Below are 26,475 nucleotides of genomic sequence, written 5' to 3' on the forward strand. Positions count from 1 at the left end.
TTAAGCAGCTTTTCTTATAGAATAAACGGGGCAGTTTAGTTAAAGGAGATAATATTATGAAGAGGTTAGTGGTTATTACTGTGGGCAAGACTCATTGTGGGAAAAGTACTTTTGCAAGAGAATTAGAAAATGAATTAGAAAACTCTTTTGTGTTAGATCAGGATAATCATGCTGAATTTGTTAATAGGCATTACAAAAAATTACAACCAAAAACTGAACCTAATACTCTTAAACATTCCATATCCAAGTTAATTGCTGAATATGCAATAGAAAATACGGATCTTCATATTATAGTTAGTAGTGCAAATAGAACTAGAAAAGGTAGAAAGTATTTGCTTAAAGAAGTCTATAATAAAGATGAGTTTATCCGTATCTTGGTGAATTTTGATATTCCAGATGAAATTCTAAAAGAACGGGTTATTAATAGTAAAAGAAATACCAATATATTAAGAGGTGCATATTCTAATTTTGAGCAAGTGCTTATTCGGCAACAAGCTGAATCTTTACATGAAGATGTAGTTGACCCAGGAGAAGGGGAAGCAGACTATTTATATATAATTAAAAATAGCAAGGAGGTTAATTCTACCATCAAAGAAATTGTTAAAATATCTAAATGTAAATGATTATCTCTCATTTTTATAATTAAGTTTCTTCTTGAGCTAAGGGGTGCTAATGTTCAAATTCAGCTACCAAATTAACTAACTAGGAATAAATTTATTGAAAAAAAGAAACTGTCATCTCACTTGAGGATTACAGCTTCTTCATGTTACGTGATGATATTTGATCGTTATTTGTTAACTCGTTATTCCGCTGACATTCTCAGTTTTCTTACAATATAGGACTAAAATTGCAGATACAAATGAAAAGCCATTTTTTCATTTCATTGTCATTATTTACGGTTTTAATACTACCTTTATACATTGATCTTCGTGGTTATTAAAAATCTGGTATCCATGACTGGCATCTGCTAAAGAGATTTTATGTGTGATAATCTCTTTAGGATTAAGCTTTTCTTCTTGTATCATTTGATAAAGTTCTGGCATCAGATGAATGACAGGAGCTTGCCCCATTTTAAGCTGTATATTTCTGACCCAAAATGGACCAAGTGGGAATGCGTTATAATTGCCTCCATATACGCCAGTCAATTGAACTGTTCCGAATTTCCTTACGGCTTTTGTGGCAATTTGGATGGGTCCTAAAGTGCCGCCTTGTAATTTAAGTTTCTGTTCAAGAAATTCTACTGGAGATTTTTTTCCGTCCATTCCAACGCAATCGATGACAACATCCGCACCACCATTGGTGATTTCTTTCAAATGCTCCCCCATATCAGGATACTTTGTAAATTCAAATGTTTCTACTTTGTTCATTTTTTTTGCATGATTCATTCGATAGTCCAAATAATCGATTGCAATTACTCTTTTGGCTCCCATCATCCAGGCAAATTTTTGAGTCATTAGCCCAACTGGTCCGCAACCAAGAACGATTACTGTATCTCCTTTTTTTACTCCAGAGTGAAGTACACTCCAATAGGCAGTAGGTAATACGTCAGATAAAAAAAGCAGAGATTCATCTTCTAATTCACAATCTTTAGGCACAATAAAAGGGGTGAAATTTCCAAATGGAACTCTCAAATATTCTGCTTGTCCTCCAGGATAGTTACCAAATTTCTCTGCATAGCCAAAGTATCCACCTGAATCATAATGAGGGTTAGAATGATCGCATTGGCTTTCCATTTGGTGTTCGCAGTAGAAACAATGTCCACATGATACGTTAAAGGGGATAACAACCCGATCGCCTTTTTTAACCCTTGTCACATCTGGACCTACTTCTTCTACGATTCCCATTGGTTCGTGACCAATGATATAGCCTTCCGGTAGTGGCATATTTCCTTGATATAAGTGAAGGTCTGATCCACAAATAGCCGTTGAAGTTATTTTTACAATAAGATCGTCTTTCTTTTCTATCTTTGGATCGGCTACCTTTGTTACTGCTACTTTTTTAGGTCCCTGGTATGTAACAGCTTTCATGGTTATCACCTCTATATGTTTTAATGTTTATTCTTTCAAATGTGGAGGCTATTATGCAAAAAAACGCCTTATTCGGCGTTTTTGTTCGTTTCTATTTTTTCTTTAGGGTCATGATGTTTAAACTCGATTAATTCAACTTTAGAACCTGCCACAGCTTGCTGGCTAAATACTTTGTTGTTATCAAGTGGTGTGACACCAAAGCTGATTTTATCAATACCAGTGGGTTCCGTTTGATCACCTTCGTAAGTATTGACGATGAAAGTTAATATATAGGGGTGACTCAGTTTATTTTCTTCTTTAGATTGTACGATTTTTACCAGTGCATGAGGGTGCTGACCTTTTGTATGATACTGCACCTTCATGGAATCGTTTTTGTAATAGTTGCTGACGGCTTTATTTATTTCTTCATCAAATTGGTCGAATAGAAATTGGTTAAATGCCTCATGCATCCCGTGCATTTTATGACTACGGTGTTTATGGTGGCCCTCGGCATTCGCTATAGGAGTCATGACACTAATTGCAAGTAAAACAATGGACATAAACGTTAGGATTTTTTTCATCATATTACCTCCTTTTTATTAAAATTTGTATATATATCCTTTTTTATACATATATTTTTCCATAAAAAAAGTGTCCTCATTTTGCAATGAGGACACTTTTTAAAAAAAATTAAGCTAATACATTTGTTAATGGTGGTACGATTTGTTTCTTACGAGAAACAACACCTTTTAGTAGAGCTTGATTATCTACTAGAATGACTTCAAATGCTTGTTCCACAGCTTTTACTTGAGATCCAAGAGCAATAGCCATTGAATCATTGTTAAGTATATCTGTTAATACAAATAGGAATAAATCTAATTCTTTATCAACAATCGCTGTCATCATTGCGGCTTCTATTTCCGTTTTACGTTTAAGGACATCGTCTAAATCGACAGCGTTTACTTGAGCGATATAAGCTTTGTGTTCACCTAATTGAAATTCTTTCGCATCAAGTGTGATCAATTGATCCACAGTTTTTTCACTTAAATCTGCACCGGCTTTAAGCATTTCCAAACCATATACTTGTGGGTTGACACCAGCAATTTCAGCCAACTCTTGAGCGGCTTTTACATCTTGTTCTGTGCATGTCGGTGATTTGAAAAGTAAAGAGTCCGAAATGATAGCTGAAAGCATCAAACCAGCAATTTCTTTTTTAATCTCTATACCATTCTCTTTATAGATTTTGTTTAAAATGGTTGCTGTACACCCGACTGGTTCTGCACGGTAGTATAGAGGATCGCTTGTTTCAAAGTTGGCAATACGATGATGGTCAATGACTTCAAGAATTTGGACATCACGAATATCATCTGCACTTTGTTGAAATTCGTTATGGTCAACGAGAATGACTTCCTTTACATCGCTAGCTACTTTTTCTACATAGCGCGGTGCCGCTTGCTTGAAATAGTCTAATGCGTATTGTGTTTCTCCGTTAATTTCGCCAAGGCGAACTGGTTCTGCATCCATACCTAATTCTTTTTTGAGGTCTGCATAGGCAATTGCAGAGCAAATCGTATCAGTATCTGGGTTTTTATGACCGAAAATATATACTTTTGACATCGTTCGTCTCCTTGATTAAAAGATTATTCATTGCTATTTTAACATAAATTTTAGCAGTAATCATGGCAAGAACACAATACATTCATGTTTAATTCGGAGAAAAGAAATGGAAGGAAGAGAGGGGGAGTTTTTAGTATTTGCTAAACCCTTTACTGCTCAGTGAAAGAGGAGTAGACTTTTCGTAATGAATTGTCGTTTGTTGGCAATAGAGAGGTATTGCCCTCCTCGGTGGTAAGTGAGGAAGTGGCAAATGAAAGGATGCGGATCTTTTAAAGGAATCTCAAGTCGCAAAAGAAGTAATCACTGACTTCAGGGAAAGAAGTACAATTGAGATAGTTACTGAAAGAAGAACCGTCCCTCTTGAACAAAGTAGAGTAACCAATTCAACAATAAAACTGCTATTATTTATGGCAAAATACTATAATCAACAAGCACGAAGGAGGAAATGACCATGGCCATTGCAATTATTTCAGATATTCATGGTAATTTGACAGCTTTAGAAGCGGTCCTACATCACATAAAAGAAAGAAAAATAGATAAGATTTTTTGCTTAGGTGATTTAATTGGTAAGGGTCCGAGTGGTTTAGAGGTAGTACATAAAGTAAGAGAAACATGTGATGTGGTACTGCAAGGGAATTGGGATGATTTTATTAGAAAGCCAATTGATAGTGAAGAAATCGAGTGGCATCAGAAGCAGCTTGAGGGAGAAGCTATGGACTATTTACAGAGCTTACCCTTCCATTATGATTTTTATATGAGTGGAAAATATATACGACTTTATCATGCTTCAGCAAAAAGTGTTTATCATAGAGTCATCCCAATGAAGGCCACGACCAAAGAGAAAAATGAGATGTTTGAAATAAGTGAATGGATAAAGCCGCTTGAACAAGAGAGGAAGCCTGATGTAATTGGATTCGGAGACATTCATGCTGCGCTCATTGAACCAATTCAACCGCAAAGAACATTATTTAATTGTGGCAGTGTCGGTAATTCATTAGATATTCCACAGGCAACTTTTGCGATTATGCATGGGAATTATCAATCTAAACAAGAAGGTCCCTTCTCAATTGAAATAGTGAGAATTCCTTATGATATTGAAAGAGAAATACATCAAGCTGAAATAATGGGGATGCCCAATGTTGCAGCCTATGCTCTCGAGCTACGTGAAGCGAGATATCGAGGAGCACCAACAAAATAATAAAGGGAGCGATACAGTGGAATATCGGGGATCATCCGTTTATGAAAATGATGAATTTTTACAAAATTATTTGAAAAGAAGAATGCGTAAAGAAAGCCCTAATGAAATGATAGAAAAACCAGCTTTTTTGAATTTACTAGGTGACATGAGCAATAAAGATGTGCTTGAACTTGGGTGTGGTGCTGCCACTTTAGCAAAAGAGTTGGCACCCTTACTCGGGTCCTATACAGGGATTGATGGTTCGCAAAAAATGTTAGAATTGGCTCTGAAAAACCTCGCAGGCATTCCTAATGAGAAATTAACTCATGCTAGTTTAGAAACATATGACTTTAAAAAAGAAACTTATGATTGTATCTTTTCACAATTAACGCTTCACTATCTTGAAGATTTCAAACAAATTTGCGAGAATATTTATAACAGTTTGCGAACGGGTGGCGAATTTGTCTTTAGTGTACAGCATCCGGTCCTTACAAGTGCTTTCATTAGCGGTGGAGGTAAGCGAGAAAATTGGGTAGTGGATGACTACTTTCTAATTGGTGAGCGGGTAGAGCCGTGGATTGATGAAAAAAGTTGTGAAGTATCATCGGACGATCGAACAGTATTTTAAAATATTGCAAGATTGCCAATTTAATATTATGAATCTTAGTGAAGCTACACCAATTCAATCATCATTCTCTTCAGAAAAAGAGTGGAAAAGACGCCAAAGGATCCCACTATTCCTACTCTTCGCATGTGAAAAAGCCGCAAATGAGTTTAACAAAAGGAGATAGACAGATGAATATTGAGGTCCCAGCCGTTTTCCCTGTTTCATATCAAGCATTAGAACAAGAAGCAAAAAAACTCATGTCTAAGGGAGCATATGGATACGTCCGCTCGGCAGCAAGTAATGAGGAAACATTACGAAAGAATACAACAGCCTTCGAAAAATGGTCAATACTACCTCGAATGCTTAGAAATGTAGCAGATATAGATATGAGTGTGACATTAGGAGAGCATACTTATCCATACCCCATTTTTATTGCCCCAGTCGGCATGCAAAAATTGACACATGAAGAAGGTGAGTTGGCAACTGCTAGAGCGGCGAAAACAATCGGAGTTCCTTTTATCCAGAGTACAGTCTCTAGCTACTCGATTGAGGAGGTCAAAGCGGCAACAGTAGATAGTCCAAAGTGGTTCCAGCTTTATTGGTCGAGGAATGAACAGGTTTCATTCAGTATGGTAGAGAGAGCTGAAAGAGCAGGTTATGAAGCGATTGTCGTTACTGTTGATACAATTATGACAGGCTGGAGAGAAACGGATATCGCTACACAATTTTCTCCGCTAAAAGAGGGCTACGGTAAAGCAAATTACGAATCAGATCCAGCCTTTATGCATGCGCTTGGTGAGAAGACTGACCATGAATCTATGATTCAATCTGTTTTAGATAATATTCATTATCCTGAAATGAATTGGTCGCATATTGCAGCATTAGCAAAAAGAACGTCCTTACCTATCTATATTAAAGGTATCCTTCATCCAGAAGATGTACAATGTGCAATAGAGGCAGGCGCATCAGGGCTAATTGTTTCTAATCATGGTGGCAGGCAATTAGATGGAACAGTTGCTGCGCTAGATGCATTGCCTGCGGTTGTTAAAGCAGCTAATCAAAAAGTGCCAGTAGTATTTGATAGTGGTATTCGCCGTGGGACGGATATAGTAAAGGCATTGGCACTAGGCGCAGCAGCTGTATGTATTGGTCGACCATTTGTATATGGTTTAGGTATAGACGGCCAAGTAGGGGTTGAAAAAGTATTAGAAAACTTAATAGAAGAAACGAGAATTACCATGTCCCTAGCTGGCATTGCAAGAGTGAAAGACTTAAATCAGTTAAAATTGATAAGAGAATAATTTTAACCGTGCACTCAGCTCAAATCCAGCTGATTGATATAACTTGATCGCCTGATGATTATCAAGCGAAACACATAATGTGATTTTATCTATGTTTTCAAACTGGAAGAGTGTTTCGAGTGCAGCCTCAATGAGCTGTCGCCCTCTTCCTTTTTTTCTTGCTTTAGGACATACAGCAAGGAATTCAATCTGCCCTTCACCAAAGTGTGGTGCAGCTTCGAGATATACATAGCCCTGTAATTGGCCATTTTCTGTCAATAGAAGCAGTTTATGATGCTGATCCAACAGTTTTAGTATCTCTTCGCCTGACAAATAAGTTTGTGGAAAAGTTGCTTCGTGTAGTAGCAGGAAATCGTTGCGATATTGCTCATGATAGCTGTGACAGATGTTTTGGAAAATCCCTCGCTTTGCTGCGAGTATGGCGTGATTTCCTTGGTGAGTGGCATTGATTGATTGTAAAAAATGTAAGGTACTATTATTCTTTTCGTTCACAAAAAACGATAATTGCTGTAGCTTATTTTCATAGGAGTTTACAACTTGGTTCCACAAATCTTTTTTTACCTCATGATTCTTGGCAAAGGGACCCCATACTTCGGCACTCCGGTCAGCTTCATCAATATCTAATCCTATTGCAGCTTCAATTTCACCCTCATATTCATAAGTGATAAAATAAGGCTTTATTTCTTGTATATCATGCAGAATGTCCTCTTCCTTTTCTCCACAATAGCCGATATGATGCTTGTCTAATTGATTTAAATCAGCGATGAACTTGGCTAACTGTTTAGTCATAACAGACCTCCTTAAGCTTGTTTAGGTGGCAGACGGTCATCTTTAATTTTCTTATCATTAATTTTAGGCTCCCTCTGCAGTAAATGGTTGCGAATATTTGAACGGTGTAAATAAATGAGCAACAATAAAAATAGGAAGAAAATCCATTCATTTTTTTGTAGTGGTGAAAGGGTGGCATATAAGAAAAGAGCAACCCCTACAGAAATGGAGCCATAGTAAAGGTATTTTGTGATAGAAACCACGGCAACAAAGGTGATATAGGCAATTAGAAATAACCAGATATTCGCGACCAATAGCACACCAGCAGTAGTAGCAATGGCTTTTCCTCCACGAAAGCCAGCGAAAATAGGGAAGCAATGCCCAACAACTGCAAACAAACCAATAATCAGTGGATCACCACCTGTTTGAAGTAACAGGGGGAGTGAAGCAGCAAGTGCACCTTTACCTATATCAATAATTAAAACAGTAACCCCTGCTCTTTTTCCTAAAACCCGAAGTGTATTCGTTGCGCCGGGATTGTTGCTACCATATTCACGAATATCAATGCCAAAGAAAAGTTTACCTACAAGCAAGGCAGTAGGTATCGAGCCAATGAGATAAGATAGTAATAAAATAAATAAGTCCATAGCTAAACTCCTTATCAAGAAAATTCTAACATTACTAATTTTACCATATTAGTCTATGCGAAAATATCCTATAAAATAATAAATAAATATTAAAATAATGTCTATCTTTTTCAAAATGAAAGAAACTATTTAGTGTAAAATAACAGTGTGATAGAGTGGATGACAGAAAATTATAAAAATTTTAATCGTCTTAAGAGTTACATCATTCAACTAGACTTCTATAAATCAGGGATTGAATAAGTTCTGCAATATCCTCATGGTGAGGAATAACAATTAAGTAATCGGCTTCTTCTTGAAAGGGACGTTATGTTTTTTTGTTTCTTAGTAGTTCCGTAAAACGTTTTTTCTCTCCTTGGATGATATCTGCTCTTCGATTACTAATACTATTCGTCTATTTTAAAAAAATGTAGCTTGAACAAAAGTTAAACCCTCGATAAAGACATTGCTTCAATCTACGGGAAAAAATTTATTTCCTAAGGGTTATAAATGCCGATTCTTTTGTAAATAAATCACCCGAACTTAAACAAATAACAAAAAAACACCCCTTTTTGGGATGTTCTTTGTTGTTCTCTTTTACACATAAACACTGTCACATGTGTTAGCGATTGGTTCATAATAGCAGTGATTTTTAAACTGGCCAGCAAAAGGTTGATTATACCAAGTAGGCGGGCAGGGAGCATATGGATTGAAATACCAGAGTGCATATTTAGCAGGGTGTTCACGCCAATATTTCAAATTTTTCTCGGCGAGTCTTTTTTCTGTGCTCCTTGCTCTGTTGTAAAAGAGGTTCCCCTTCTGCACGGCTTCGAATGAATAATTACCACCTTGCACATGATAAATGACATCCTCGATTGTTCGAACATCTTTAAAGTCAAGACAGTCAGCGATTGCACGATTAACGATTACATTGCCTACGTATAACATTCCTTGCTTTCCTTCACCCTCAGCTTCGGCTCTCATCATCCTTGCCATTAAATCTACGTCGGAACTTGTATAAGCTACTCTCATGCTGTTCTCACCCCATAGTTAAGAATATGAAGATAAAGTGATATTCATGATTGAAAATGTCTAGAACCCATTATTTTGCAAAATATAAGTATAGTCAAGCAGGCTAATTTTTGCTTGAATAAAGCTAGTGAAAATATTTTTATCTTTTGTGTAGGGGAAAGATGATTGTGTAACGTCTATTATGATGGAAGCTAAAAAGGAAAGGGGGAGAGTGACATTAGCGACCAAGTTCTTATCCAAAAAATATTAGATGGCAACGACCATGCTTTCCGATTACTTGTCGAAAAATATCGCAATGAACTTTTTAAAGTTACGTTTGCGGTATTACGTGATCGGAATGCTGCTGAAGATGCCGCACAAGAAGTGTTTTTGAAAATCTATCACTCTCTCCCCCAATATGAGGATCAAGGTTTTAAAACATGGATGAAACGAATCGCCGTCAATCACGCCATTGATATGAAAAGAAAAAAAGAACGACAGCGTGAAGACATAATGGATGTGATTGATTTTGATAGAAGGGAATCTTCACATGGTAATATTGAAACAAAGTTCCTTAGGAAAGAAACGGTAGAGTTAGTAAGACAACGTATCCATCAATTGCCAGAAGGCTATCGACATGTCATTTATGATTTTTATATAAACGAAAAAACCTATCAACAAATGGCAGATGAGCAAAATGTGCAGGTGAAGACCATCGAAACAAAATTATACCGAGCACGTCAATGGATGAAAAAGCATTGGAAGGAGGACGATTTTTCATGAAACATTACAGTTATGAACAATGGACGAAATATGTGAAGAATGAATTAGATGGTGAAGATAAAATTCTTTATGAGGACCACCTCTATACCTGTGATCAATGCTTGGAGGTCTATCTGACGGCAATTGAGGCAGAGGAACTCCCAGATATTATAGATGGAACAGCTTTTACCGACAACATTATGGCCCAATTGCCAAATGAAAATAATAAACAAGATACAAAGAATGAAAATTTCTCTCGCAAAGCCACAGCGTTCTATAAAAAAACAATTTTTCATTATGGGATAGCGGCAGCGATGACTTTAATACTTATGTCAACGGGCTTTTTCCAAACGCTCACACAATATGCTGGTGATGTGGAGAGTAAACAGTTTAAAGAGGATAAAGCATCTATAACAGAAGGAATTATGGATAAAACATTTGCTTGGATGGATACAAAGAAGGAGGAGGATAAAAAATGAAAAACCCTTTATTGGCATTCTTATTAGGTTTTTTCCCTGGAGGAGGTCTTTTATATTTAGGCGTATTCCTCCGCGGGTTGGCCTATCTAATAGGCGAATTTGCCCTTATTGCCTTTACATTTTTCATGCTTTCGGTTGGGGTAGGAGGCGAAATTATACTTGTTGTCTTTGCTGGTGTCATTCTTTATATTATTAATCTCGTCGATACAGCTATTATGGCTTCAAAGTTGCTAAAGAATAAACAAGACCCGTCCTCTAAAGTCGGAGAGGAACTGGACTATGAACGGTTCCGTACTATTCTTTTATCTTTTATTCCAGGGGTGGGACATTTTCATTTAGGATTAATGAATAGAGGGATTACCTTACTAACGGCTTCACTTGGTTTCTGTATTATGGTTTTGTTTGTCGCTTTTTTAACTGATCGTGGAGAGTTTATGGTCTTTCTTTTACTATTCCCAGTAATTTGGGTATACAGTTTCTTTGATGCGATTCAACAATTAAATAAAAAGCAAAAAGGGGAAGAGCTTGTAGACAGAACTTTATTAGAAGATATAGAAAGAGGAAGAGAAGAGGGCCGGAAAAGTAAAGGGCTTGCTACTTTCTTATCTATTTTCCCGGGAGCAGGTCATTTGTATTTAGGACTACAGCGAAGAGGGATTCAATTAATGGCTGCTTTTCTTTTCTCTATCTATATTTTGGACGTTCTGCGTTTAGGGATTTTCCTGTTTCTCATACCAATTATATGGTTTTATAGTTTTTTCGACGGTTTACAAAAATCCTCACGCTATGGGGAAGAAGAGTTAGAAGATGTACCGATTGTTTCTTATTTTGAAAATCATCAAAAATGGTTAGGTATAGGGTTGGTTGTAGTTGGTTTGTATTACATGACAACAAATGTCTTATTGCCGGCTTTTGCACCAAGTATTATTGAAGTGTTGAATATTGACGTCTGGTACTGGTTTAATCGCTATTTCCAAACAGCTATTGTATGTATCGTTTTAATTGGTGGCGGGTTAAAGCTCTTATCTGGAACAAAAGAAAAGAAAAAAATGAAGAAGGGGTGAAGAAAAAATGAGGACATGGAGAGTAGGAACCTTTTCAATGGGGGCATCACTTTTATTTTTAGGCGTATATTTGCTTCTTTCACAAATATTTAAGCTGGATGTCTCGAGTATACTTATTTCATGGTGGCCGATTATTTTTGTTATTTTAGGCGGCGAAATCTTGCTATTTTTATTCTTCTCAAAACAAGAAAAGCCTTACTTAAAGTATGATATCTTTAGCATTTTCTTTGTGGGTGTGTTAGGAACAGTTGGTATTACCATTGCACTTCTTAGTATGACAGGTATTGTTGATAAAGTGAGTGCCAATATGGACCTTGAACATAGGACAGGTGATTTACCAACATTCGATTTTGCTATGAATAATGATGTGAAAAGAGTCGTTGTTGATTCAGGCTCAACTGGCATAAGTGTGGAAGGATCGACAGGAAAGGAACTGTCTGTATTTGGTACCTACACTGCTACCCAATTAGAGAAAAAACCATTAATTACGGATGTTGAAGATTATATGACAACTACTGTAAAGGGAGATACCTTATACATTGCTTTTAAGGAACTACCACGTGAGTCAATCGCAATGTTTCAAAATTATAGTACTTTGGATCCGACACTCGTGATTCCACAAGATGTGACACTAGAAATTGACGGGAATTATAACGAAATTACGATGAAGCCTCGTCAACTAACAGCAGATTGGGACGTGAATAACAGTTCTGCAGTGAATGTGTACATGAGTAAAAACAGTAATGCCGAGCTTGTTATATCAGATGTTGGTGACCTTAACTCTGAAAAAGAACCAAATAATATCGTTTTTACAGAAAAACAGGATGAATATGATGAACAACAGAGAGTAGAGAAAGCCATGCTTAAGTATGGGGATGGTAAATACACCATTTCAATCAATAATAGTGATTACTTGCAAATAAAAGATAAAGAGTGATTTGAGGAGAAGCCGGCTTACAGTCGGTTTTTTTTGTTTTCTTAAACTTCAAGATGTTAAAATGAATTATTAAAAGCGTAGTTAGGAGAACAATTGATGACGACGATGGAATGGGAACGACTAGAAGGGGTATATAACTTCAGAGATATCGGAGGACTTGTTACGAGCAACGGACTAAGAATGAAATCAGGTCTGCTTTACCGATCAGATGAACTGTCTCGTTTGACTGAAGCGGATATGAATCTTTTTCGAAAGTTGAATATAAAAACAATCTGTGACTTAAGAACGGTGTCAGAAGGAGAATCAAAGCGAGCGAAAATTCATGAAGAACAAAATCTCTCAGTAGTAAAAATTCCTATTCAAGACCCTAGTTGGGAATTGACGCGAAAAGGGATGCTTAAATTTTTACTAACTGGTGCGAGACATATGAACTTTGAAGAGTTGATGCTTAAAATGTATCAGCATATGGCGTTCGGTTGTCAAAGGGAAATTAAACAAATCTTTGATCTGACAGTTGAAAAGGAGCACGCTCCACTGCTTATTCATTGTACAGGAGGTAAAGACCGGACAGGTTTTATGTCATCGTTAATTCAATTAACAGCGGATGTTCCATACGATATGGTCATGAAAGAATACCTCCAATCCAATGAATTGATTGCGCCCAGAATGAAGAAAACCGCAAAAGCACTAAAGATAGCTAGCCTTTTCCGTTTGAAGGAAGCAGATATTCAACCAGTGCTTGAAGTACGAGAAGCTTATCTTGAACAAGCCTATAAAGCCATATTTTCTAAATATGATACAATCGAGGACTATCTTATGAAGGAGTGCTCAGTTGAGAGCGAGGTTATAGAGAAATTAAGAAGAAGGTTATTGGATTGATTAGATGATACGGAGAATGGTGGGAAGATGCCTTTTGGGGTGAAAGACTTCTCCTTTTCTCCGTTCTATGTATTTTTACTTACTCTCTTTGTAAAAAATTATAAGTAAATAAGACTGAATATTTTTACTTTAATATTATATCTTCTATACACCCTTTTTATATTCTCTTCAAGTTCCTCCTTTATCATTTGATTCGAAAGATAAAATAAAGGAGTTGGGGAATTTGAAGAAAGTATTACTTTTCTGTTTACTAGCGACAGTGATTTTTGTGACTTTGCCTTTTGGTGAGGCTGAGGCAAGTAGGAAAGAAAAAGAAATTGCGAACGTAGCGCATCGGGGAGCTTCGGGCTATGCACCAGAAAATACAATCGCAGCATTTGATTTAGCTGTTGCGATGGGTGCAGATTATATTGAGATTGATGTGCAAAGAAGTAAGGATGGCAAGTTAGTCATTTTACATGATACGACAGTCGACCGCACAACTGATGGAACTGGCAAAGTAGGTGACCTCGATTTTAAGGAGTTAAGACAACTAGATGCTGGTAGCTGGAAAGGTGAGGAATTTGCAGGAGAGAAAATTCCTAGTTTCGATGAAGTCCTCGATCGTTATAAAGGAAAAATCGGTATTCTCATTGAACTGAAAGCACCCGAGTTATATCCTGGTATCGAGAAGCAAATGACGAAAGCATTAAAGAAACGGAAGATGGATAAACCGAAAAGAGAAGAAGTGATTGTCCAATCCTTTAACTTCGAATCTATGAAACTGGCAAATAAATTATTACCAAGAATGCCTATTGGCGTATTAACTTCCTCTCCTAACGATGTTAGTGATGAAGCGCTCAAAGCATTTCGGAAATATGCTGATTATTTTAACCCGAGTATCGGTCTTGTGAATGAAGAACTCGTCAAAAAGGTGAGAAAAAACAAAATGAAAATCCAGTCTTGGACTGTTCGTACACCTGAAGCAGCACAATTCTTAAAAGAAATGAAAGTGGATGGCATTATTACTGATTATCCGGATTATGTATATTAAATAGTGGGGCAAGGGCGTTCTCAAACGTCTTTGTCTTTTTTAATTTCCAGAAAAGTAATTTATAGTAAAAATATTTAATGTTACGGTATACTTGAACAAAGTCAAGGAAGAAAGGTGTGATAAGGAATGCTTGCAAATGAACATTTATATTTAAGAAAGATGACTGTGGATGATATACCCATTTATCATAAATGGCGAAATGATTTAGATGTGATGACTTTTACGAGTTTAGATTTAGATAGATATACATATGAAGAAACAAAGGAGTTCATTGAGACAGTCATTCTCGGGGCGACGGATTCTAAATGCTATATCATTGAGGAGAAGAGTCATCAACGTCCAATCGGCATCATCTCATTAGTGAATATAGACATGAAAAATCGTAATGCTGAACTCATTATCGATATTGGTGAAAAAAATGAATGGGGTAAAGGTGTTGGTACGAGCGCCGTTCAAATCCTCTTAGAATATACTTTTATGGAGTTAAATCTTCACCGCCTTTCATTGAGGGTTTTTTCATTAAATAAGAGAGCACACCATGTTTACGAAAAATTAGGATTTATTGAAGAAGGTCGTGTGAGGCAATGTTTATTTAGAGAAGGCAAATGGTTTGATATGATCCATATGGGTCTATTACAGGAGGAATATATGAACAGGAGGACAGTATGAATATAAGGTCGTACAATCAACAAGATAAACAAAGAATCTTGCAATTATCATCTCGTTTGAGTGAGATTTCCTTTCTAGAACACCGTGATTCCGAGCAGATGCAGCAAAAACAATTGGAAATGGCACAGGCCTCCATTGATGAGAATAGTGATAATATATTTGTCGCAGAAGAAGAAGGTGTGTTTTTAGGATATATTGAATGTAAGGAAGAAGAGGATTATTTTTCAAAAGAAAAGCTAGCGTATATATCTGCTATCGCGGTCACTGCTGAAGGTGAGGGAAAAGGAGTTGGTAGGCAGTTGATGCGTTTTGCAGAAACTTGGGCACATGAAAGAGGAATCAAAGTCCTCGTTCTAGATGTGTTTTCCGAGAATCAACGTGCCGTCCAATTTTACGAACATATCGGGTATTCGCAAGAAATTGTGAAGATGACAAAAGTAATCGGGGGTTAATAAAGTGAAAGAAATCTATATCGTCAGACATTGCCAAGCAACAGGACAAGCACCTGATGCTGAACTAACCACAACGGGTCAGCAACAAGCAGAAGAGTTAAAGGCATTCCTTCAAGACATGCCAATTGATCGTATCCTCTCTAGTCCATTTTTACGTGCGACACAAACGATCGAACCGTTAGCTGAAAACATCGGCGTTACAGTAGAAGTGGATAAACGTTTATCCGAACGTGTGCTGAGTACAACAAGCTTAGATGATTGGCAAGATAAGTTAAAGGCCACTTTCGATGATCTAGATTTATATTTTGCTGGTGGTGAATCAAGCAGGCAAGCGATGGACCGAATCTCTCAAGTCGTAGAGGAAATACGAAGCAGTGAGGCCGAGCGCACAATAATCGTAGCCCACGGAAATATTATTGTTTTACTACTAAAACAGTATCATGCTTCATTCGGGTTTGACGAATGGAAAGAATTATCGAATCCTGATGTTTATAGATTAAGAGAAAAACCCCGTGGATTTAGTGTAGAGCGGATATGGGTAAGGTGATTCATTTTGTCACATCTACTAGCGATTATTTTTTTAATTCTCTGTTTTTATAGCACGCTCACTTATTTCGAGTATGTCATCAAGAAGGAATTACGAGAAGCGAGACAAATGAAGATAATGGCACTGCTTTCGTTATTTATGACGATTGCTGTTTGGTTTTTGGGTGGTTAGGAGAAGATGTATGACACCAATATTTAAACAAATTTTAATAGAGTTAGAGAAGAGGAACAAGACAGCCCCTTTCATCATAGCCATCGACGGCTTTGGAGGAGCAGGAAAAACCACATTTGCGAAAAAGCTACAGCAATACTTAACACCCAATTACAATGTGAAGCTTTTTCATTTAGACAATGCTATCGAACCTGCAGCTATGAGGTATGGTACCGGCTATGAAGAATGGTTTGAATACTATTATTTACAGTGGGACATAAAGGAGATAAGTAATCAGTTTTTTACTAGAGTGAAAGAATGTGAGCGCAAAGCCTTTTTTCCTTTTTATGATGAGGGGAAAGACCGGACCTTGATGCAATCGTATTCCATTGACTCTTTTGACATTATTCTTATCGAAGGTGTGTTTATTCAGAGAGAAGAGTGGCGACCATTTATTGACTATAGTATATTCTTGCATGTTCCTAAAGATGTCAGGCAAATCAGACTTATGGAGAGAGATAATGGCAGTAAGGATTTGTTACTTAAGTATCAGCGGCGTTATTGGCGTGCGGAAGATTATTATTGGACAACGGAGAAACCGCTTGAAGGATCTTCTCAAGTGGTGTTAGAGAATTGAAAATCAAGAAGGTGCAGAATGGAATTTCCTTTCGGAGACGGGATGTCGATTGTTTTACCTCCAATACCATATACCATTGCAATAATTGTAATTATTTTTTTATTAGTATGTTGGGCAAAAAAACTTGAAACGGAAAAAATTAGAATTTTATTTTATTTTATAATCAGTACTTATGTGCTACCGATTTATACAAGTTCTAGTGAAGAGGGATATTTTCAACTTTTCATACCAATCGGTTTTATCTTTATTCTTCTTCATTTAAAAACATCAAGGAAGTATCATCTCTCGAAATTAAAAGCCAGTATACTAGGTTTCAGTATAGCGGTGTATCAAATGGTGCTTCCATATATATAGCTACGTATTTACTACTGTAGAAGGTTACTCTTTATCAGCAAAGAATAACCTTCTTTCTCATTTATTCCTCAGAAAAAACAAATCTTTCTTTCAGTGGACGTCCTTCATTGCCTTTTTCTGTCCAGGTGATTTCAACTTCAAGTTCTGTTGCTTTTTCAGCTAGGATAAAGTTTGCGAAATTGTATGGGGAGCCATTATTTAATTGTGCGGCAAGCGTATGCTTTTGATCTTCTGAAATTTGCTTGCAATCTAATGCTCCCGGACAACCTTGTAGGGCATACTTTGTTGTGGATTTTGGTTCATTTCGGTACATTGAAATTTCAGCAGTTACGAGGTTGTTCTCTCCCATGTTTTCAACTTTCAAAGACCGTGTATCATAATGACCGAACTTGGATTGCTGTTTTGAATTATCGTCCACACCCTCACTTATTTCCACGGACCAACGTTGTGATGATTGCTCGACAGGTAAGGTGTCGAAGGTAAGGGCACTAACATTTGATACAAGGCCAATATAGATGAAAATGAAAAGTAATATGACTATTCTTCTTTTTTTACGCATATTGAACAGCTCCTTTTGTAATAAGATTCTTTTTATTATGTCGTTAGATGAAAGGAATATTCTTCTAAAAGTAGAAATATAAAGTTAAATAAAAGAAGGGATACGACTGGTGAATGGTCAGGTTGAGGCAAGCAGGTGTATATGTCAGAATACGTCACGGATGCAACTGTTCGTTCAAAAGGAAATGGTGGAAAGCTAATGCAATTGGCGAAACATGGAGCGGGCTATATTTGTCTTTCAGCCTAGTCACGAAAAGCAGCTCATCGTTTTTATGAAGAAAAACTGGACTTTCCTAAATGGTGCTATTCTTTCGGAGAAGAATGATAAAGGAGGTAAACTATGATTATAGGGATTCATCATGTACAATTAACGATTCCAAAAGGAGCAGAAGAAAAAGGCAAGCAGTTTTATTGCGAAGTTCTGCAATTAAAGGAGATTGAAAAACCAGCTTCATTGAAAGGGAGAGGTGGTTTTTGGTTACAGGTAGGTGACCGTGCTGTCCATGTTGGCACTGAGAATGGATTTGACAGAACGACTACAAAGGCACATATCGCTTATGAAGTAGATAATCTATCCTTTTGGAAGGAAGTATTATCGCAGCAAAACATTAGTTTAATAGAGGGCGTCCCTATTCCAGGTTTTGACCGCTTTGAATTTAGAGATCCGTTCGGCAATCGTGTAGAAATGATTGAAGAGATTAGAAAATGATGCCGTTGATGACTGAAAGATGTGTATTAACTCCGCTCTCTATGAAGCATCTTCCCACAATGGTGAAATTGTATCGGAATGCCGAGGTCCGGGAGTATCTTGGTGGGATAAGGACAATTGAAGAAGTAAAGGAGCAAATGGAGAATATGTTGATGAACTTATCATCGTCTTATTGGATCGTATCAGATAAGTATACACATCATCACTTAGGATTCATCGCTCTTACCCCCCACCATTGTAAGGCGGATATAGAAGTCTCTTATCAATTTTTCCCCCATTGCTGGGGGAAAGGGTATGCAAGTGAAACCGTTTATGAAGTGTTGATGTATGCCTTTTTTACTCTTAAGGAGCAAAAGGTTGTCGCTGAAACACAAGTAGCTAACAAGCGGTCGTGTCAACTTTTAGAAAAACTTGGTTTCACTATTGATTGTTATATTGATCGTTTTGGAGCAAGGCAAGTGATTTATAAATTAGAAAAAAAGCTTAAACTGTAAGGTGTTTGCTAGAAACACGAGCCCCCTTAAAGAAGGAAACAATCGCTAAAAAGATGATGAGCCCAGCGATATAAAGGTAGATGTCCCTAGTTGGTAACGGCAAAGAAGCAAATAAAATCCCTAAAGGCATCGTTATTCTTAAAAACAGGAGGCGGATGGCACTTAATTCTACTAATTGATCCCCAGGAGCCACTCTTTGGAAAATGGCTACACTCTGTGCGTTGAATAATGGGAATAGTAAGCCGCCGAGTAGCTCGGAAATCAATGCAAAGGTTATGGATGGTGTGAGAGACAATAGCATAAAAGAGAGCCCTCCCCCAAACAACCCGAGATAAAGCGTTACATTGTTCTTAGGTAACTTCGCTAACAAGAATGTCCCTAGTACATAACCAAGTGGAAAAGCAGCGGCAAATAGGGCATACTCCCAGGAAGTGCCGCCTAATTCTTCACGAAAAAATGGAATCTTTATCACCATTGTTGCTCCTACAGCAAACTGCACCGCTGAAGAGAGAAGGGTTAACTTCCATAAAGGAGGATAAGAAAAGAAGGTTTGATAGCCTGCTACGAAGGCTGTTAGCCAACTTTTTTTATTTTTGTTAACTGATGACCTTGTTGTTGTGTATGGCAATTGGTGTATTGCAAAAGCGCTGAGAAGAAAGAGCAATGTTGTGAGTAGATAAAGAAAGTGTAGAGGGAAGACGAGTAAGAAAAAAGAAGCGATTCCTGGTGCGATAAAGCTCATTAACCTTATCGTTGCATCGAGCGAACTGTTGGCTGAAACAAGCTTGTTATCTTCACAATATATGGGTATTAACGCGAATGAGATACTAGCATAGATTGGTTGCAATATACCGATTGTACATTGCAGAATGACAAGCAATACTATGGTTATATTATTTATGCCTACTATGCTTCCTAATAGAGGTAAAAGATAGACAGCTGAGCGGAAGAGTTGGATGACAAATAACATTTTTTCTTTATTGATATTGTTTAAAAACGGGACACTCAAGCTTTGAATAAAGAGTGAAGGTAGGAAATAGCAGAGCCACATGGTTGCCATCCATTCCTTTGAACCTGTCAGCTCATAGAGTAATAAGCCATTAATAATTCCCCCGATGGCCCCACCAAATTCAGAGATTAAATTTCCTAACCATAATATTTTAAATGACCGCGTATGTAACATGAATTGATTCCTTTCCTTATAATGGATAAGTAGATTGTCTATATTCTATATTTTTAGAATTATTTATTCAATATATTTCGAATAAAAAGAAAAGGAATTTGTGTTTACTAAATAGAATATTTTTAAGAAGAGAATGTATCATTTAACTTTTAATGAGAGGCTTTAACTATGCGAATGACCCCTATGAGAAGGTGGACATAGGTAAAGTTAGGCAAAGGAAGAGAAGTGATAAGGATGGAAATTAACTTAATCAGACATGGTGCCTCCATTCATAAAGAGAATAAACGAATAAATGGGCAGCAGTATCGTTCGTGGGTAGAAGCTTATGATGAATCCGGAGTCGAACCAATGGAACAATATCCAGCACTGACAATCGAAAAGATTCAAAAAGCACATACATTGCTGACGAGTGATTTGTTACGTGCGACGGCGACTCTTCATTATTTAGCTGTTAATCAAAGTTATGCAGCTCATGCTCTTTTTCGGGAGGCAGAGCTTCCTCATATTTACTTAAGTAAGTTTATAAGGTTAAAGCCAAAACATTGGACACTCTTTTTAAGAATCGCATGGTTTTTAGGTGCCAAACATAGGTGCGAGTCTTATCGTGAAGCTAAAGAGAGAGCTATTGCCGCGGCTGATTTTCTCATTAATGAAGCGCGAGAAAAAGGATCGGTTTGTTTAGTCGGACATGGCATATTCAATCGCCTCATGGCTAAAGAGTTAGAAAAACGACAGTGGCACGGAATGATTCATCACACGCATTGGAGCTGTAGTACTTATATTTTGCCAAAGGGGGATACAATTGAAGCTTAAATATAGTCGGTTCATTTTCATGATAGTTTTACTTTTCGGATGCACAAAGGAAGCTGATTTTGAAGAATTTAAGGAAGAAATGTTAGCTAAACAATCTTCCTATCAAACTCATGTAGTGGCATATGAAGAAGCAAAGGAAGATAATCAAGCAGAAGAGATGTTAAAGGAACTAGAAATTTTATATACAGAGGCAACGAAGCTATCAAGTTTATACAGCCAATATCCGCCACCTGAAAATCTAACTGAAAGTATGTTATCCGTATTTGAAGGGGCGAGTGCCGACCTCTCTACAGCTTTCTCATTAAAGGCGGAGGTACATCAATTAGAGAAAGAAGTTTTAGAAACGGAATTAGATCAACAGGATGACATCAACCGATTAAAGACGGAAGCCAATGAGTTTGAACAATCAGGATTGAAAAAGCTTGATCGAATCGCAAGTTCATAATGGTAAAATTCATATAGTTTTCAAAATTATGTTATAATTAGGGTATCTAATTGAATGAGAGGTGGCAATATGTTTCGACGAAAATTGATTGCGGCTTCCATTACAAGCGTGCTTTATCCACTGACCTTAACTCTCATTTCTACAGTAGGAGATCATTCCTATTTCATAGAATTCCTTGGACTTGTTATGATGTATAGTCTTCCAGTCATTTATATCTATGGAATAGCGACTTCCCTCGTTAGTGATTGGCTTGCCAGTTTACTTGCTAAAAAGAAAAATAAGATAGTTATCTTCCTTACCTTTCTCTTCCATACTATATTTGGACTCGTTCTCCTACATATTAGTTTAATTGCCGCATGGTTGTTTTTTGTTATCGATCGTTTGTTAAAAAGGAAGCAGGAAAACTATCAAACGAAGACAGCGCTTTTAAGTTTTCTTTTACCGATATGCTTTTTTATATTCTTTCTAGTGTTGATCAGGATTTAATGAAAGGGGAGGTTAAATGGGCGCAAGATCACAGGAACAGCAGGTAATCGTATATGGTAAAAAAGAAATCACAATAAGGTTTGTTTTAAATATTTATGGCATTTTCGTTATTTTAGGTTTTATTTTATCGATATTTACCTCTCCCATTTCATTGAACGAGCAATTACAATTTGTTTATCATACAGAACATTTATTGAAAGAAGAAAAGGTTATCCAACTCATTATATTTTTGGTAATGGGTGCTGTGATTTATTTTCCGGCGACTAATATTTTTTATCATCAACTAAGTAAACGTGAAGAAAACAGTGAGATAGACTCAGCCTCAGCCTCAGCTTAAAGAAATTATTTAGGCTGGGTATGGTCACTATGTTCTTTTTCATCTCGATCCCTATTCTCCATTGTTTCTTCTTGTTCATCGGTGTAAGCTCGTTGCTCATTACTTTGGCTATTTTTCTGTCTTAAATAATCGGAGCGCTCACCGTAATAAATGAGGTCAAAAATTGCCCGACCGTTAGTAGGTTGCCCATCTGGCAAATAAACAGGGACAATATCAAAAAATACATAATAAAAGCAATAAAAGATAAATGTTTGCCAGAAAATATTATTTGGTAAGATCCCTTCTAATACAAGCGAATTAGCAATAATCGCGCAACCACCTGTCGTTAAAATAGGAGAAGCATATATGAACCCGTGCCAAAAGCGCCCGCTCGGATTTAATTCTTCATACTCCATCCAGCTATTCATAAAGAAGTATCTTCTCACTTCGATAGTAGGTATTTTAAATAATACCGGCCCACTTCCAATCACTAGTTTCTTTTCTTTACTCCCTAAAATGGTCGCTGCTAGGTAATACCCAAACTCTCGAACGATTGTTGTTAATGGCAAAATGATAATGGCAGATAATAAAAGTCTAAGCCAATCAAAAAGGTCAAACACGATATATGCACACTCCCTAGCAAAAATATATAGTTTCTATTTAGGCTCATTTATCATGAATTAAACTTTTTCCTATACATTTTTTAAAAAAATAGATAGAAGGTAGGAGGTCACATAGGTTGGTGGAGATCATTCTTGCTGTATTCCTTTGTAGTATTTTAGTGGTCATTGGTGTATTAATTCAACGTAAGGGTAGTGTCAGTTTTATCGCTGGTTATAAAGAGGGAAGAGTAAGGAATGAAAAGAAGCTAGCCAATCGAGTCGGTCTGACTATTATCTTGTTTGCAGTGGAGTGTTTTTTACTTATTTTGATTCACTTATTACTCTTTCCGGTAAATGGTTTATACATTGGGATATTGGCGGTTGTTCATTTATTTGTTGTCTTTGCTTTATTTGTACAAGCGGTTATGGTTTAAAATAAGGCTGTTTTCGTATAGATTGTTGCTTTCTTGACCATACTTATAAAGGGTTGATAAATGGGGTTTAAGGAGGCGTTCAAGTATGTGGAAAGATGTATATGAAGAGTTCAGCGAACTAACCAAATCAGAGCAAATGGCTTTATTTAATGCTATGAAACAGGATTTATTTCCAGACGAACCAGATAAGATTAATAAACTACTCAAAAGCATTCGTGAAGCCCGATTTGCTTCTGGTTTAGGGTGCGTTCATTGTGGAAGTACATCTGTAAAAAGAAACGGTAAATATCGTTCAAGACAACGCTATCTGTGTAATGATTGCGGAAAGTCCTTCAACGATATGACGAATACACCATTTTCAGGCTCTCGCTACCCTGAAAAGTGGATAAAATACATTGAACTAATGGTCGAAGGTTACACCCTACCGAAAATCGCTGAACGCTTAAAAATTCATATATCAACTGCATTCTATTGGAGACATAAAATCCTGAACGCATTAGGAAGTCTTGGTTTTAATCAACTGCAAGGTATCGTTGAAAGTGACGAGACCTTCTTTCGAGAGTCTATGAAGGGTCGTGAAATTACCCATAGAAAAGCCAAGAAACGTGGAGAAAAGGACAAGAAAAGAGGGATTTCTAATCTTAAAATAGCAGTTGTCGTGGCACAAGACCGAAATGGTAATATGATTGCTCGGAAAGCAGGAACAGGTCGTGTAAAGGCAGAAGAAATTGATACTGTGATAGGTGAGTATATTCACCCGTCTGCTTTGTTATGTACAGATACAGCAACTAACTACAAGAAATTCGCCAAACTAAAAGGATTACAACACGAAACAGTTAATGAAAGCCAAAAACAACGGGTGAAAAAAGGCATATACCATATTCAACACGTCAATAACTCTCATAATCGTTTGAAAGGTTGGATGGAACGTTTTCAAGGGGTGGCAACCAAATACTTAGATAATTACCTCAACTGGTTTCGTTGGCTTGAAATAGGCAAACAAATAGCATTTGATGAACGAGTCAAACAAATGCTTGTTTCTGCCTGTCGAAAATCAAGTCACACCACAATAGAAATGTTGAGATGTGCTTAACTAATTATTAGACGTATATTTATTGCTTCCAGGGAGTTTTTTGATGTTGTTCCACGCTTCAATCGCTTCCTCACGACTTTTTCCTTGATTATTAGAGTCGGCAAAAAAATCACGAATAAATTGATTGTATTCAAATTGAGGAGCGATTTTTTTCTTGTACAATGGGTTTTTCTTTCGTTCTTCTTCTTTATACCAAGCATCTACAACATCTCGATACGTTTTTCCAATGTTAGTTTTAAAATAGTTTTGGATATAGGTAGAAAAATGAAAATTAGGGATAACTGTCTTGAAAAAGGCTCTTACATTTTGACTACAACGATGGTTTTTCGAAATGACTGTATCAAGACTTAAATCGACCTGTGGTTCTGACTTACTATTCACCTTTGATTTTCTAATTGGCTTTTTTATCTCTCCTGTTCGAAGAAATGTTTCAATTCTATCGGAAATCTCTATTTTTGAACCAGAAGCACTTATTCCATTTTCTCTGCAAAAAGATTGTAATTCTTCCTTTAACCAATAGAAATCTTTAAAACTATCTACACTAATATCTTTTGTTAGATTTGGTCTCATATTCTACACCTCAATATTCACTTATTTCTATTATAGAACAATTGTTCCTGTTAATCAAAAATAATCATAAGCAAAAACAACAAAGTTTACGAAAACAGCCTAAAATAATTATTAAATTTTGGTCAAATCTCTCGTTCTATTACAGTTAAAAAAAGAAGAAAACCTCCCTTACGATTAATGGGAAGTTTTCATTTCATCATTTACGTTTGCTTCACATTTCCTTTAACAAATACCTGTTGATTAACTTTTATTAAAATACTTATCACGGCCATTAAAGCGGCAGATAGGAGAAAAACAAGCTGAACATTGAATGTTTCAGCGAGCCATCCCATCAGTAAAGAGGAAAGGGCGAAAATACCTGTGCCCAAAGCGCCTAGTGCGGCGTAGACCTTTGATAACTGTGTAAGTGACACACTCGTTTGAATCATTGTATGTTGCGGTATGCCTTTTATTTGCATAGAAGCACCAAATGAAAAGGCAAGGATAAGTGCAAGAACGGGTAGCGTATTAAAAGCGAATAAGAAAGTACTAAAAAACGCTCCGATGGCCCCGAGTATAAACACCTTTCTTATTTTGTTTTCTACTACTTTTGCATACTTCATACAATAAAGACTGCCGAGAATGAGCCCAAGGAAAAAAGCGCCATTTATCCAGCCCCACCATTGATGGTCGGCTTGTAGCCTTTCACTCACAAATACATAGAGAATAGCAGCGATCCATACTGTAGTAGCGATGGAATCAAGCCCTTCAATATAGGCCATTTTTCGCAATATCGGTGTTCGATACAGGATGTGCCAACCTTCTTTCATTTCGGCAAACGGAGACGGTTGTTTTGTGTTTGAGCTTTGTACGCTGTTTAAAAAAGAAAGGAAACAACTAGATAAGAAGAATAAACCAATCACTACCCACAATAAGTTGTTGCTACCAATACGAATGAGCAACAAACTACTGATGAACCACATGCCAGCTTGAATGATTTGTGTAATCGTATCGAAAAACCCATTTGCTTTCACTAATTGTTCACTATTAACATAATAAGGAATCAATGTTTGGCTGATCGGATTCGCACAGCCATCGAGCAACCCGATGCCAGCAATGAGTAAAAAGACAATGATAAACGGTACAGCAACCATTTCAGTTACAAGAAGGGTGAGTAGGATAATAATGATCGTTTTCCCAACTTGTGAAAAGGTGAGTAGCCATTTTAAGTTCCAACGATTCATCGCAAGCGGTGAAAGTAAACTTGATAGAAACATAGCTGATGTTATCGTAAAAGGGACAAATGCTGTATAAAAGCTTGACCCTGTCCATTGATATATCATACTAATGATTGATGTAATATAAAGAATATCCCCCATATTCGCAAGAGACTGCCCGGATACTAATAAAGCAAAATTTTTGTTTCGAAACATGATTATTTCCCCCAAGTTTTGTTCGTCTATAGTTGGATTTTTAGGGGTAAATCAAATTGGATTATTCAAGAATGCTTCAAACTCCTTTCGAACAATAGAAAGATAATGGGGGTCTCACTTTCTACAAATTTATCTATATGGAATAGAAGTGTTGTATATTTTTATCTTTAGGTATTCGTTTAAAATACTTCATTTATCTTTGTTTATTAAAACTTTCAATCTCTTGCTTGTCGTGCAGCTTGATAAGAATACCAGGGGATGGAACTTTTAACAGTTATAGTGCCACT

34 protein-coding genes and 1 pseudogene are annotated in these 26,475 nt (G+C 36.8%); 24 read left to right on the top strand and 11 right to left on the bottom strand.

Features of this window, described 5'->3' with window-relative positions:
- Positions 1–56 precede the first annotated feature (56 nt).
- Positions 57–623 carry an AAA family ATPase gene (locus MKX67_RS03230; protein ID WP_095370665.1) on the top strand — a complete coding sequence of 189 codons (567 nt, stop codon included), beginning with the start codon at positions 57–59 and terminating at the stop codon, positions 621–623.
- Positions 624–893: 270 nt separating this feature from the next.
- Here MKX67_RS03230 and MKX67_RS03235 read toward each other — a convergent pair whose 3' ends face one another.
- The 3 genes from MKX67_RS03235 to MKX67_RS03245 form a co-directional block, all read right to left on the bottom strand.
- Entirely contained in the window at positions 894–2,027 is a 1,134-nt protein-coding gene (locus MKX67_RS03235; protein ID WP_340977751.1) for a zinc-dependent alcohol dehydrogenase, read from the bottom strand.
- A 68-nt stretch (positions 2,028–2,095) separates the two neighbouring features.
- The gene (locus MKX67_RS03240; protein WP_157733804.1) at positions 2,096–2,587 is read right to left on the bottom strand and encodes a DUF3888 domain-containing protein; all 492 of its coding nucleotides are present in this window, start codon (positions 2,585–2,587) and stop codon (positions 2,096–2,098) included.
- 109 nt (positions 2,588–2,696) lie between these two features.
- Entirely contained in the window at positions 2,697–3,623 is a 927-nt protein-coding gene (locus MKX67_RS03245; RefSeq protein WP_095370662.1) for a manganese-dependent inorganic pyrophosphatase, read from the bottom strand.
- Between the two features lie 451 nt (positions 3,624–4,074).
- On the opposite strand from MKX67_RS03245, the gene MKX67_RS03250 reads away from it, so the two are divergent.
- The 3 genes and pseudogenes from MKX67_RS03250 to MKX67_RS03260 all read left to right on the top strand — a co-directional run bounded on the left by MKX67_RS03250 (position 4,075) and on the right by MKX67_RS03260 (position 6,708).
- Positions 4,075–4,821, top strand: coding sequence for a metallophosphoesterase family protein (locus tag MKX67_RS03250; RefSeq protein ID WP_095370661.1), 747 nt, complete (start codon positions 4,075–4,077; stop codon positions 4,819–4,821).
- A 16-nt stretch (positions 4,822–4,837) separates the two neighbouring features.
- Positions 4,838–5,591: pseudogene (locus MKX67_RS03255) on the top strand (class I SAM-dependent methyltransferase).
- Between the two features lie 4 nt (positions 5,592–5,595).
- Complete coding sequence (locus MKX67_RS03260) at positions 5,596–6,708, top strand: alpha-hydroxy-acid oxidizing protein (protein ID WP_233435313.1); 1,113 nt, start codon at positions 5,596–5,598, stop codon at positions 6,706–6,708.
- Here the strand turns inward: MKX67_RS03260 and MKX67_RS03265 are convergent.
- The 3 genes from MKX67_RS03265 to MKX67_RS03275 all read right to left on the bottom strand — a co-directional run bounded on the left by MKX67_RS03265 (position 6,688) and on the right by MKX67_RS03275 (position 9,131).
- Positions 6,688–7,497, bottom strand: coding sequence for an N-acetyltransferase (locus MKX67_RS03265; RefSeq protein ID WP_095370659.1), 810 nt, complete (start codon positions 7,495–7,497; stop codon positions 6,688–6,690). The two genes, MKX67_RS03260 and MKX67_RS03265, sit on opposite strands and share 21 nt — an antisense overlap.
- Positions 7,498–7,508: 11 nt before the next feature.
- The gene (plsY, locus tag MKX67_RS03270) at positions 7,509–8,123 is read right to left on the bottom strand and encodes a glycerol-3-phosphate 1-O-acyltransferase PlsY (protein ID WP_095370658.1); all 615 of its coding nucleotides are present in this window, start codon (positions 8,121–8,123) and stop codon (positions 7,509–7,511) included.
- 573 nt (positions 8,124–8,696) lie between these two features.
- Positions 8,697–9,131: a cell wall hydrolase gene (locus tag MKX67_RS03275; RefSeq protein ID WP_095370657.1), complete on the bottom strand. Its 435-nt coding sequence runs from the start codon at positions 9,129–9,131 to the stop codon at positions 8,697–8,699.
- 243 nt (positions 9,132–9,374) lie between these two features.
- Between MKX67_RS03275 and MKX67_RS03280 the strand changes: the two genes are divergently transcribed.
- The 12 genes from MKX67_RS03280 to MKX67_RS03335 all read left to right on the top strand — a co-directional run bounded on the left by MKX67_RS03280 (position 9,375) and on the right by MKX67_RS03335 (position 17,073).
- The gene (locus tag MKX67_RS03280; protein ID WP_341052698.1) at positions 9,375–9,893 is read left to right on the top strand and encodes a sigma-70 family RNA polymerase sigma factor; all 519 of its coding nucleotides are present in this window, start codon (positions 9,375–9,377) and stop codon (positions 9,891–9,893) included.
- A complete protein-coding gene (locus MKX67_RS03285; protein ID WP_095370655.1) occupies positions 9,890–10,351 on the top strand; it encodes a hypothetical protein in 462 nt (153 codons plus the stop codon). Before MKX67_RS03280 ends, MKX67_RS03285 begins: the two co-directional genes overlap by 4 nt.
- Positions 10,348–11,415 carry a hypothetical protein gene (locus MKX67_RS03290; RefSeq protein WP_095370654.1) on the top strand — a complete coding sequence of 356 codons (1,068 nt, stop codon included), beginning with the start codon at positions 10,348–10,350 and terminating at the stop codon, positions 11,413–11,415. The genes MKX67_RS03285 and MKX67_RS03290 overlap by 4 nt, the downstream gene beginning before the upstream one ends.
- A 7-nt stretch (positions 11,416–11,422) precedes the next feature.
- Positions 11,423–12,352 carry a hypothetical protein gene (locus MKX67_RS03295; RefSeq protein ID WP_095370653.1) on the top strand — a complete coding sequence of 310 codons (930 nt, stop codon included), beginning with the start codon at positions 11,423–11,425 and terminating at the stop codon, positions 12,350–12,352.
- A 96-nt stretch (positions 12,353–12,448) separates the two neighbouring features.
- Positions 12,449–13,231, top strand: a complete 783-nt coding sequence (locus tag MKX67_RS03300; RefSeq protein WP_095370652.1) for a tyrosine-protein phosphatase — start codon at positions 12,449–12,451, stop codon at positions 13,229–13,231.
- 268 nt (positions 13,232–13,499) lie between these two features.
- Positions 13,500–14,264, top strand: coding sequence for a glycerophosphodiester phosphodiesterase family protein (locus tag MKX67_RS03305; RefSeq protein WP_224939013.1), 765 nt, complete (start codon positions 13,500–13,502; stop codon positions 14,262–14,264).
- 126 nt (positions 14,265–14,390) lie between these two features.
- Positions 14,391–14,933, top strand: a complete 543-nt coding sequence (locus MKX67_RS03310; RefSeq protein ID WP_095370650.1) for a GNAT family protein — start codon at positions 14,391–14,393, stop codon at positions 14,931–14,933.
- Positions 14,930–15,385 carry a GNAT family N-acetyltransferase gene (locus MKX67_RS03315; RefSeq protein WP_095370649.1) on the top strand — a complete coding sequence of 152 codons (456 nt, stop codon included), beginning with the start codon at positions 14,930–14,932 and terminating at the stop codon, positions 15,383–15,385. Before MKX67_RS03310 ends, MKX67_RS03315 begins: the two co-directional genes overlap by 4 nt.
- Positions 15,386–15,389: 4 nt before the next feature.
- Complete coding sequence (locus MKX67_RS03320; protein WP_095370648.1) at positions 15,390–15,932, top strand: histidine phosphatase family protein; 543 nt, start codon at positions 15,390–15,392, stop codon at positions 15,930–15,932.
- A gap of 6 nt (positions 15,933–15,938) precedes the next feature.
- A complete protein-coding gene (locus MKX67_RS03325) occupies positions 15,939–16,103 on the top strand; it encodes a hypothetical protein (RefSeq protein WP_157733803.1) in 165 nt (54 codons plus the stop codon).
- Between the two features lie 10 nt (positions 16,104–16,113).
- Positions 16,114–16,719, top strand: a complete 606-nt coding sequence (locus MKX67_RS03330) for a uridine kinase (RefSeq protein ID WP_095370647.1) — start codon at positions 16,114–16,116, stop codon at positions 16,717–16,719.
- A gap of 18 nt (positions 16,720–16,737) precedes the next feature.
- Complete coding sequence (locus MKX67_RS03335) at positions 16,738–17,073, top strand: hypothetical protein (protein WP_095370646.1); 336 nt, start codon at positions 16,738–16,740, stop codon at positions 17,071–17,073.
- Positions 17,074–17,134: 61 nt separating this feature from the next.
- Here the strand turns inward: MKX67_RS03335 and MKX67_RS03340 are convergent, their stop codons facing one another.
- Positions 17,135–17,632 carry a hypothetical protein gene (locus MKX67_RS03340; RefSeq protein WP_095370645.1) on the bottom strand — a complete coding sequence of 166 codons (498 nt, stop codon included), beginning with the start codon at positions 17,630–17,632 and terminating at the stop codon, positions 17,135–17,137.
- A gap of 339 nt (positions 17,633–17,971) precedes the next feature.
- Here MKX67_RS03340 and MKX67_RS03345 point away from each other — a divergent pair, with 339 nt between their 5' ends.
- Positions 17,972–18,340 carry a VOC family protein gene (locus MKX67_RS03345; protein WP_095370644.1) on the top strand — a complete coding sequence of 123 codons (369 nt, stop codon included), beginning with the start codon at positions 17,972–17,974 and terminating at the stop codon, positions 18,338–18,340.
- Positions 18,337–18,834 carry a GNAT family N-acetyltransferase gene (locus MKX67_RS03350; protein WP_095370643.1) on the top strand — a complete coding sequence of 166 codons (498 nt, stop codon included), beginning with the start codon at positions 18,337–18,339 and terminating at the stop codon, positions 18,832–18,834. Before MKX67_RS03345 ends, MKX67_RS03350 begins: the two co-directional genes overlap by 4 nt.
- On the opposite strand, the gene MKX67_RS03355 is transcribed toward MKX67_RS03350, so the two are convergent.
- Complete coding sequence (locus tag MKX67_RS03355; RefSeq protein ID WP_095370642.1) at positions 18,824–20,017, bottom strand: MFS transporter; 1,194 nt, start codon at positions 20,015–20,017, stop codon at positions 18,824–18,826. The two genes, MKX67_RS03350 and MKX67_RS03355, sit on opposite strands and share 11 nt — an antisense overlap.
- A 234-nt stretch (positions 20,018–20,251) precedes the next feature.
- Between MKX67_RS03355 and MKX67_RS03360 the strand changes: the two genes are divergently transcribed.
- From MKX67_RS03360 to MKX67_RS03375, 4 genes are all read left to right on the top strand, one after another.
- Positions 20,252–20,830 carry a histidine phosphatase family protein gene (locus MKX67_RS03360; RefSeq protein ID WP_095370641.1) on the top strand — a complete coding sequence of 193 codons (579 nt, stop codon included), beginning with the start codon at positions 20,252–20,254 and terminating at the stop codon, positions 20,828–20,830.
- Positions 20,820–21,275 (top strand): hypothetical protein, encoded by a 456-nt coding sequence (locus tag MKX67_RS03365; RefSeq protein ID WP_342488824.1) that lies wholly within the window; start codon positions 20,820–20,822, stop codon positions 21,273–21,275. Before MKX67_RS03360 ends, MKX67_RS03365 begins: the two co-directional genes overlap by 11 nt.
- Before the next feature lie 69 nt (positions 21,276–21,344).
- A complete protein-coding gene (locus MKX67_RS03370) occupies positions 21,345–21,761 on the top strand; it encodes a hypothetical protein (protein WP_342488825.1) in 417 nt (138 codons plus the stop codon).
- 16 nt (positions 21,762–21,777) lie between these two features.
- The gene (locus MKX67_RS03375; protein WP_342488826.1) at positions 21,778–22,098 is read left to right on the top strand and encodes a hypothetical protein; all 321 of its coding nucleotides are present in this window, start codon (positions 21,778–21,780) and stop codon (positions 22,096–22,098) included.
- 5 nt (positions 22,099–22,103) lie between these two features.
- Here MKX67_RS03375 and MKX67_RS03380 read toward each other — a convergent pair whose 3' ends face one another.
- Positions 22,104–22,697 carry a hypothetical protein gene (locus tag MKX67_RS03380; RefSeq protein ID WP_180317013.1) on the bottom strand — a complete coding sequence of 198 codons (594 nt, stop codon included), beginning with the start codon at positions 22,695–22,697 and terminating at the stop codon, positions 22,104–22,106.
- Positions 22,698–22,816: 119 nt separating this feature from the next.
- On the opposite strand from MKX67_RS03380, the gene MKX67_RS03385 reads away from it, so the two are divergent.
- On the top strand, positions 22,817–23,113 hold the full coding sequence (locus MKX67_RS03385; protein WP_095370637.1) for a hypothetical protein: 297 nt from the start codon (positions 22,817–22,819) through the stop codon (positions 23,111–23,113).
- 85 nt (positions 23,114–23,198) lie between these two features.
- Positions 23,199–24,206 carry an IS1595 family transposase gene (locus MKX67_RS03390; RefSeq protein ID WP_322909862.1) on the top strand — a complete coding sequence of 336 codons (1,008 nt, stop codon included), beginning with the start codon at positions 23,199–23,201 and terminating at the stop codon, positions 24,204–24,206.
- On the opposite strand, the gene MKX67_RS03395 is transcribed toward MKX67_RS03390, so the two are convergent.
- Positions 24,207–24,776 (bottom strand): DUF6434 domain-containing protein, encoded by a 570-nt coding sequence (locus MKX67_RS03395; RefSeq protein ID WP_224939361.1) that lies wholly within the window; start codon positions 24,774–24,776, stop codon positions 24,207–24,209.
- Positions 24,777–24,976: 200 nt separating this feature from the next.
- Positions 24,977–26,188, bottom strand: a complete 1,212-nt coding sequence (locus MKX67_RS03400) for an MFS transporter (RefSeq protein ID WP_342488827.1) — start codon at positions 26,186–26,188, stop codon at positions 24,977–24,979.
- Positions 26,189–26,475: the final 287 nt, after the last annotated feature.

This window comes from Cytobacillus sp. FSL W7-1323, from assembly GCF_038595015.1.
Classification (GTDB): Bacteria; Bacillota; Bacilli; order Bacillales; family Cytobacillaceae; genus Cytobacillus; species Cytobacillus kochii.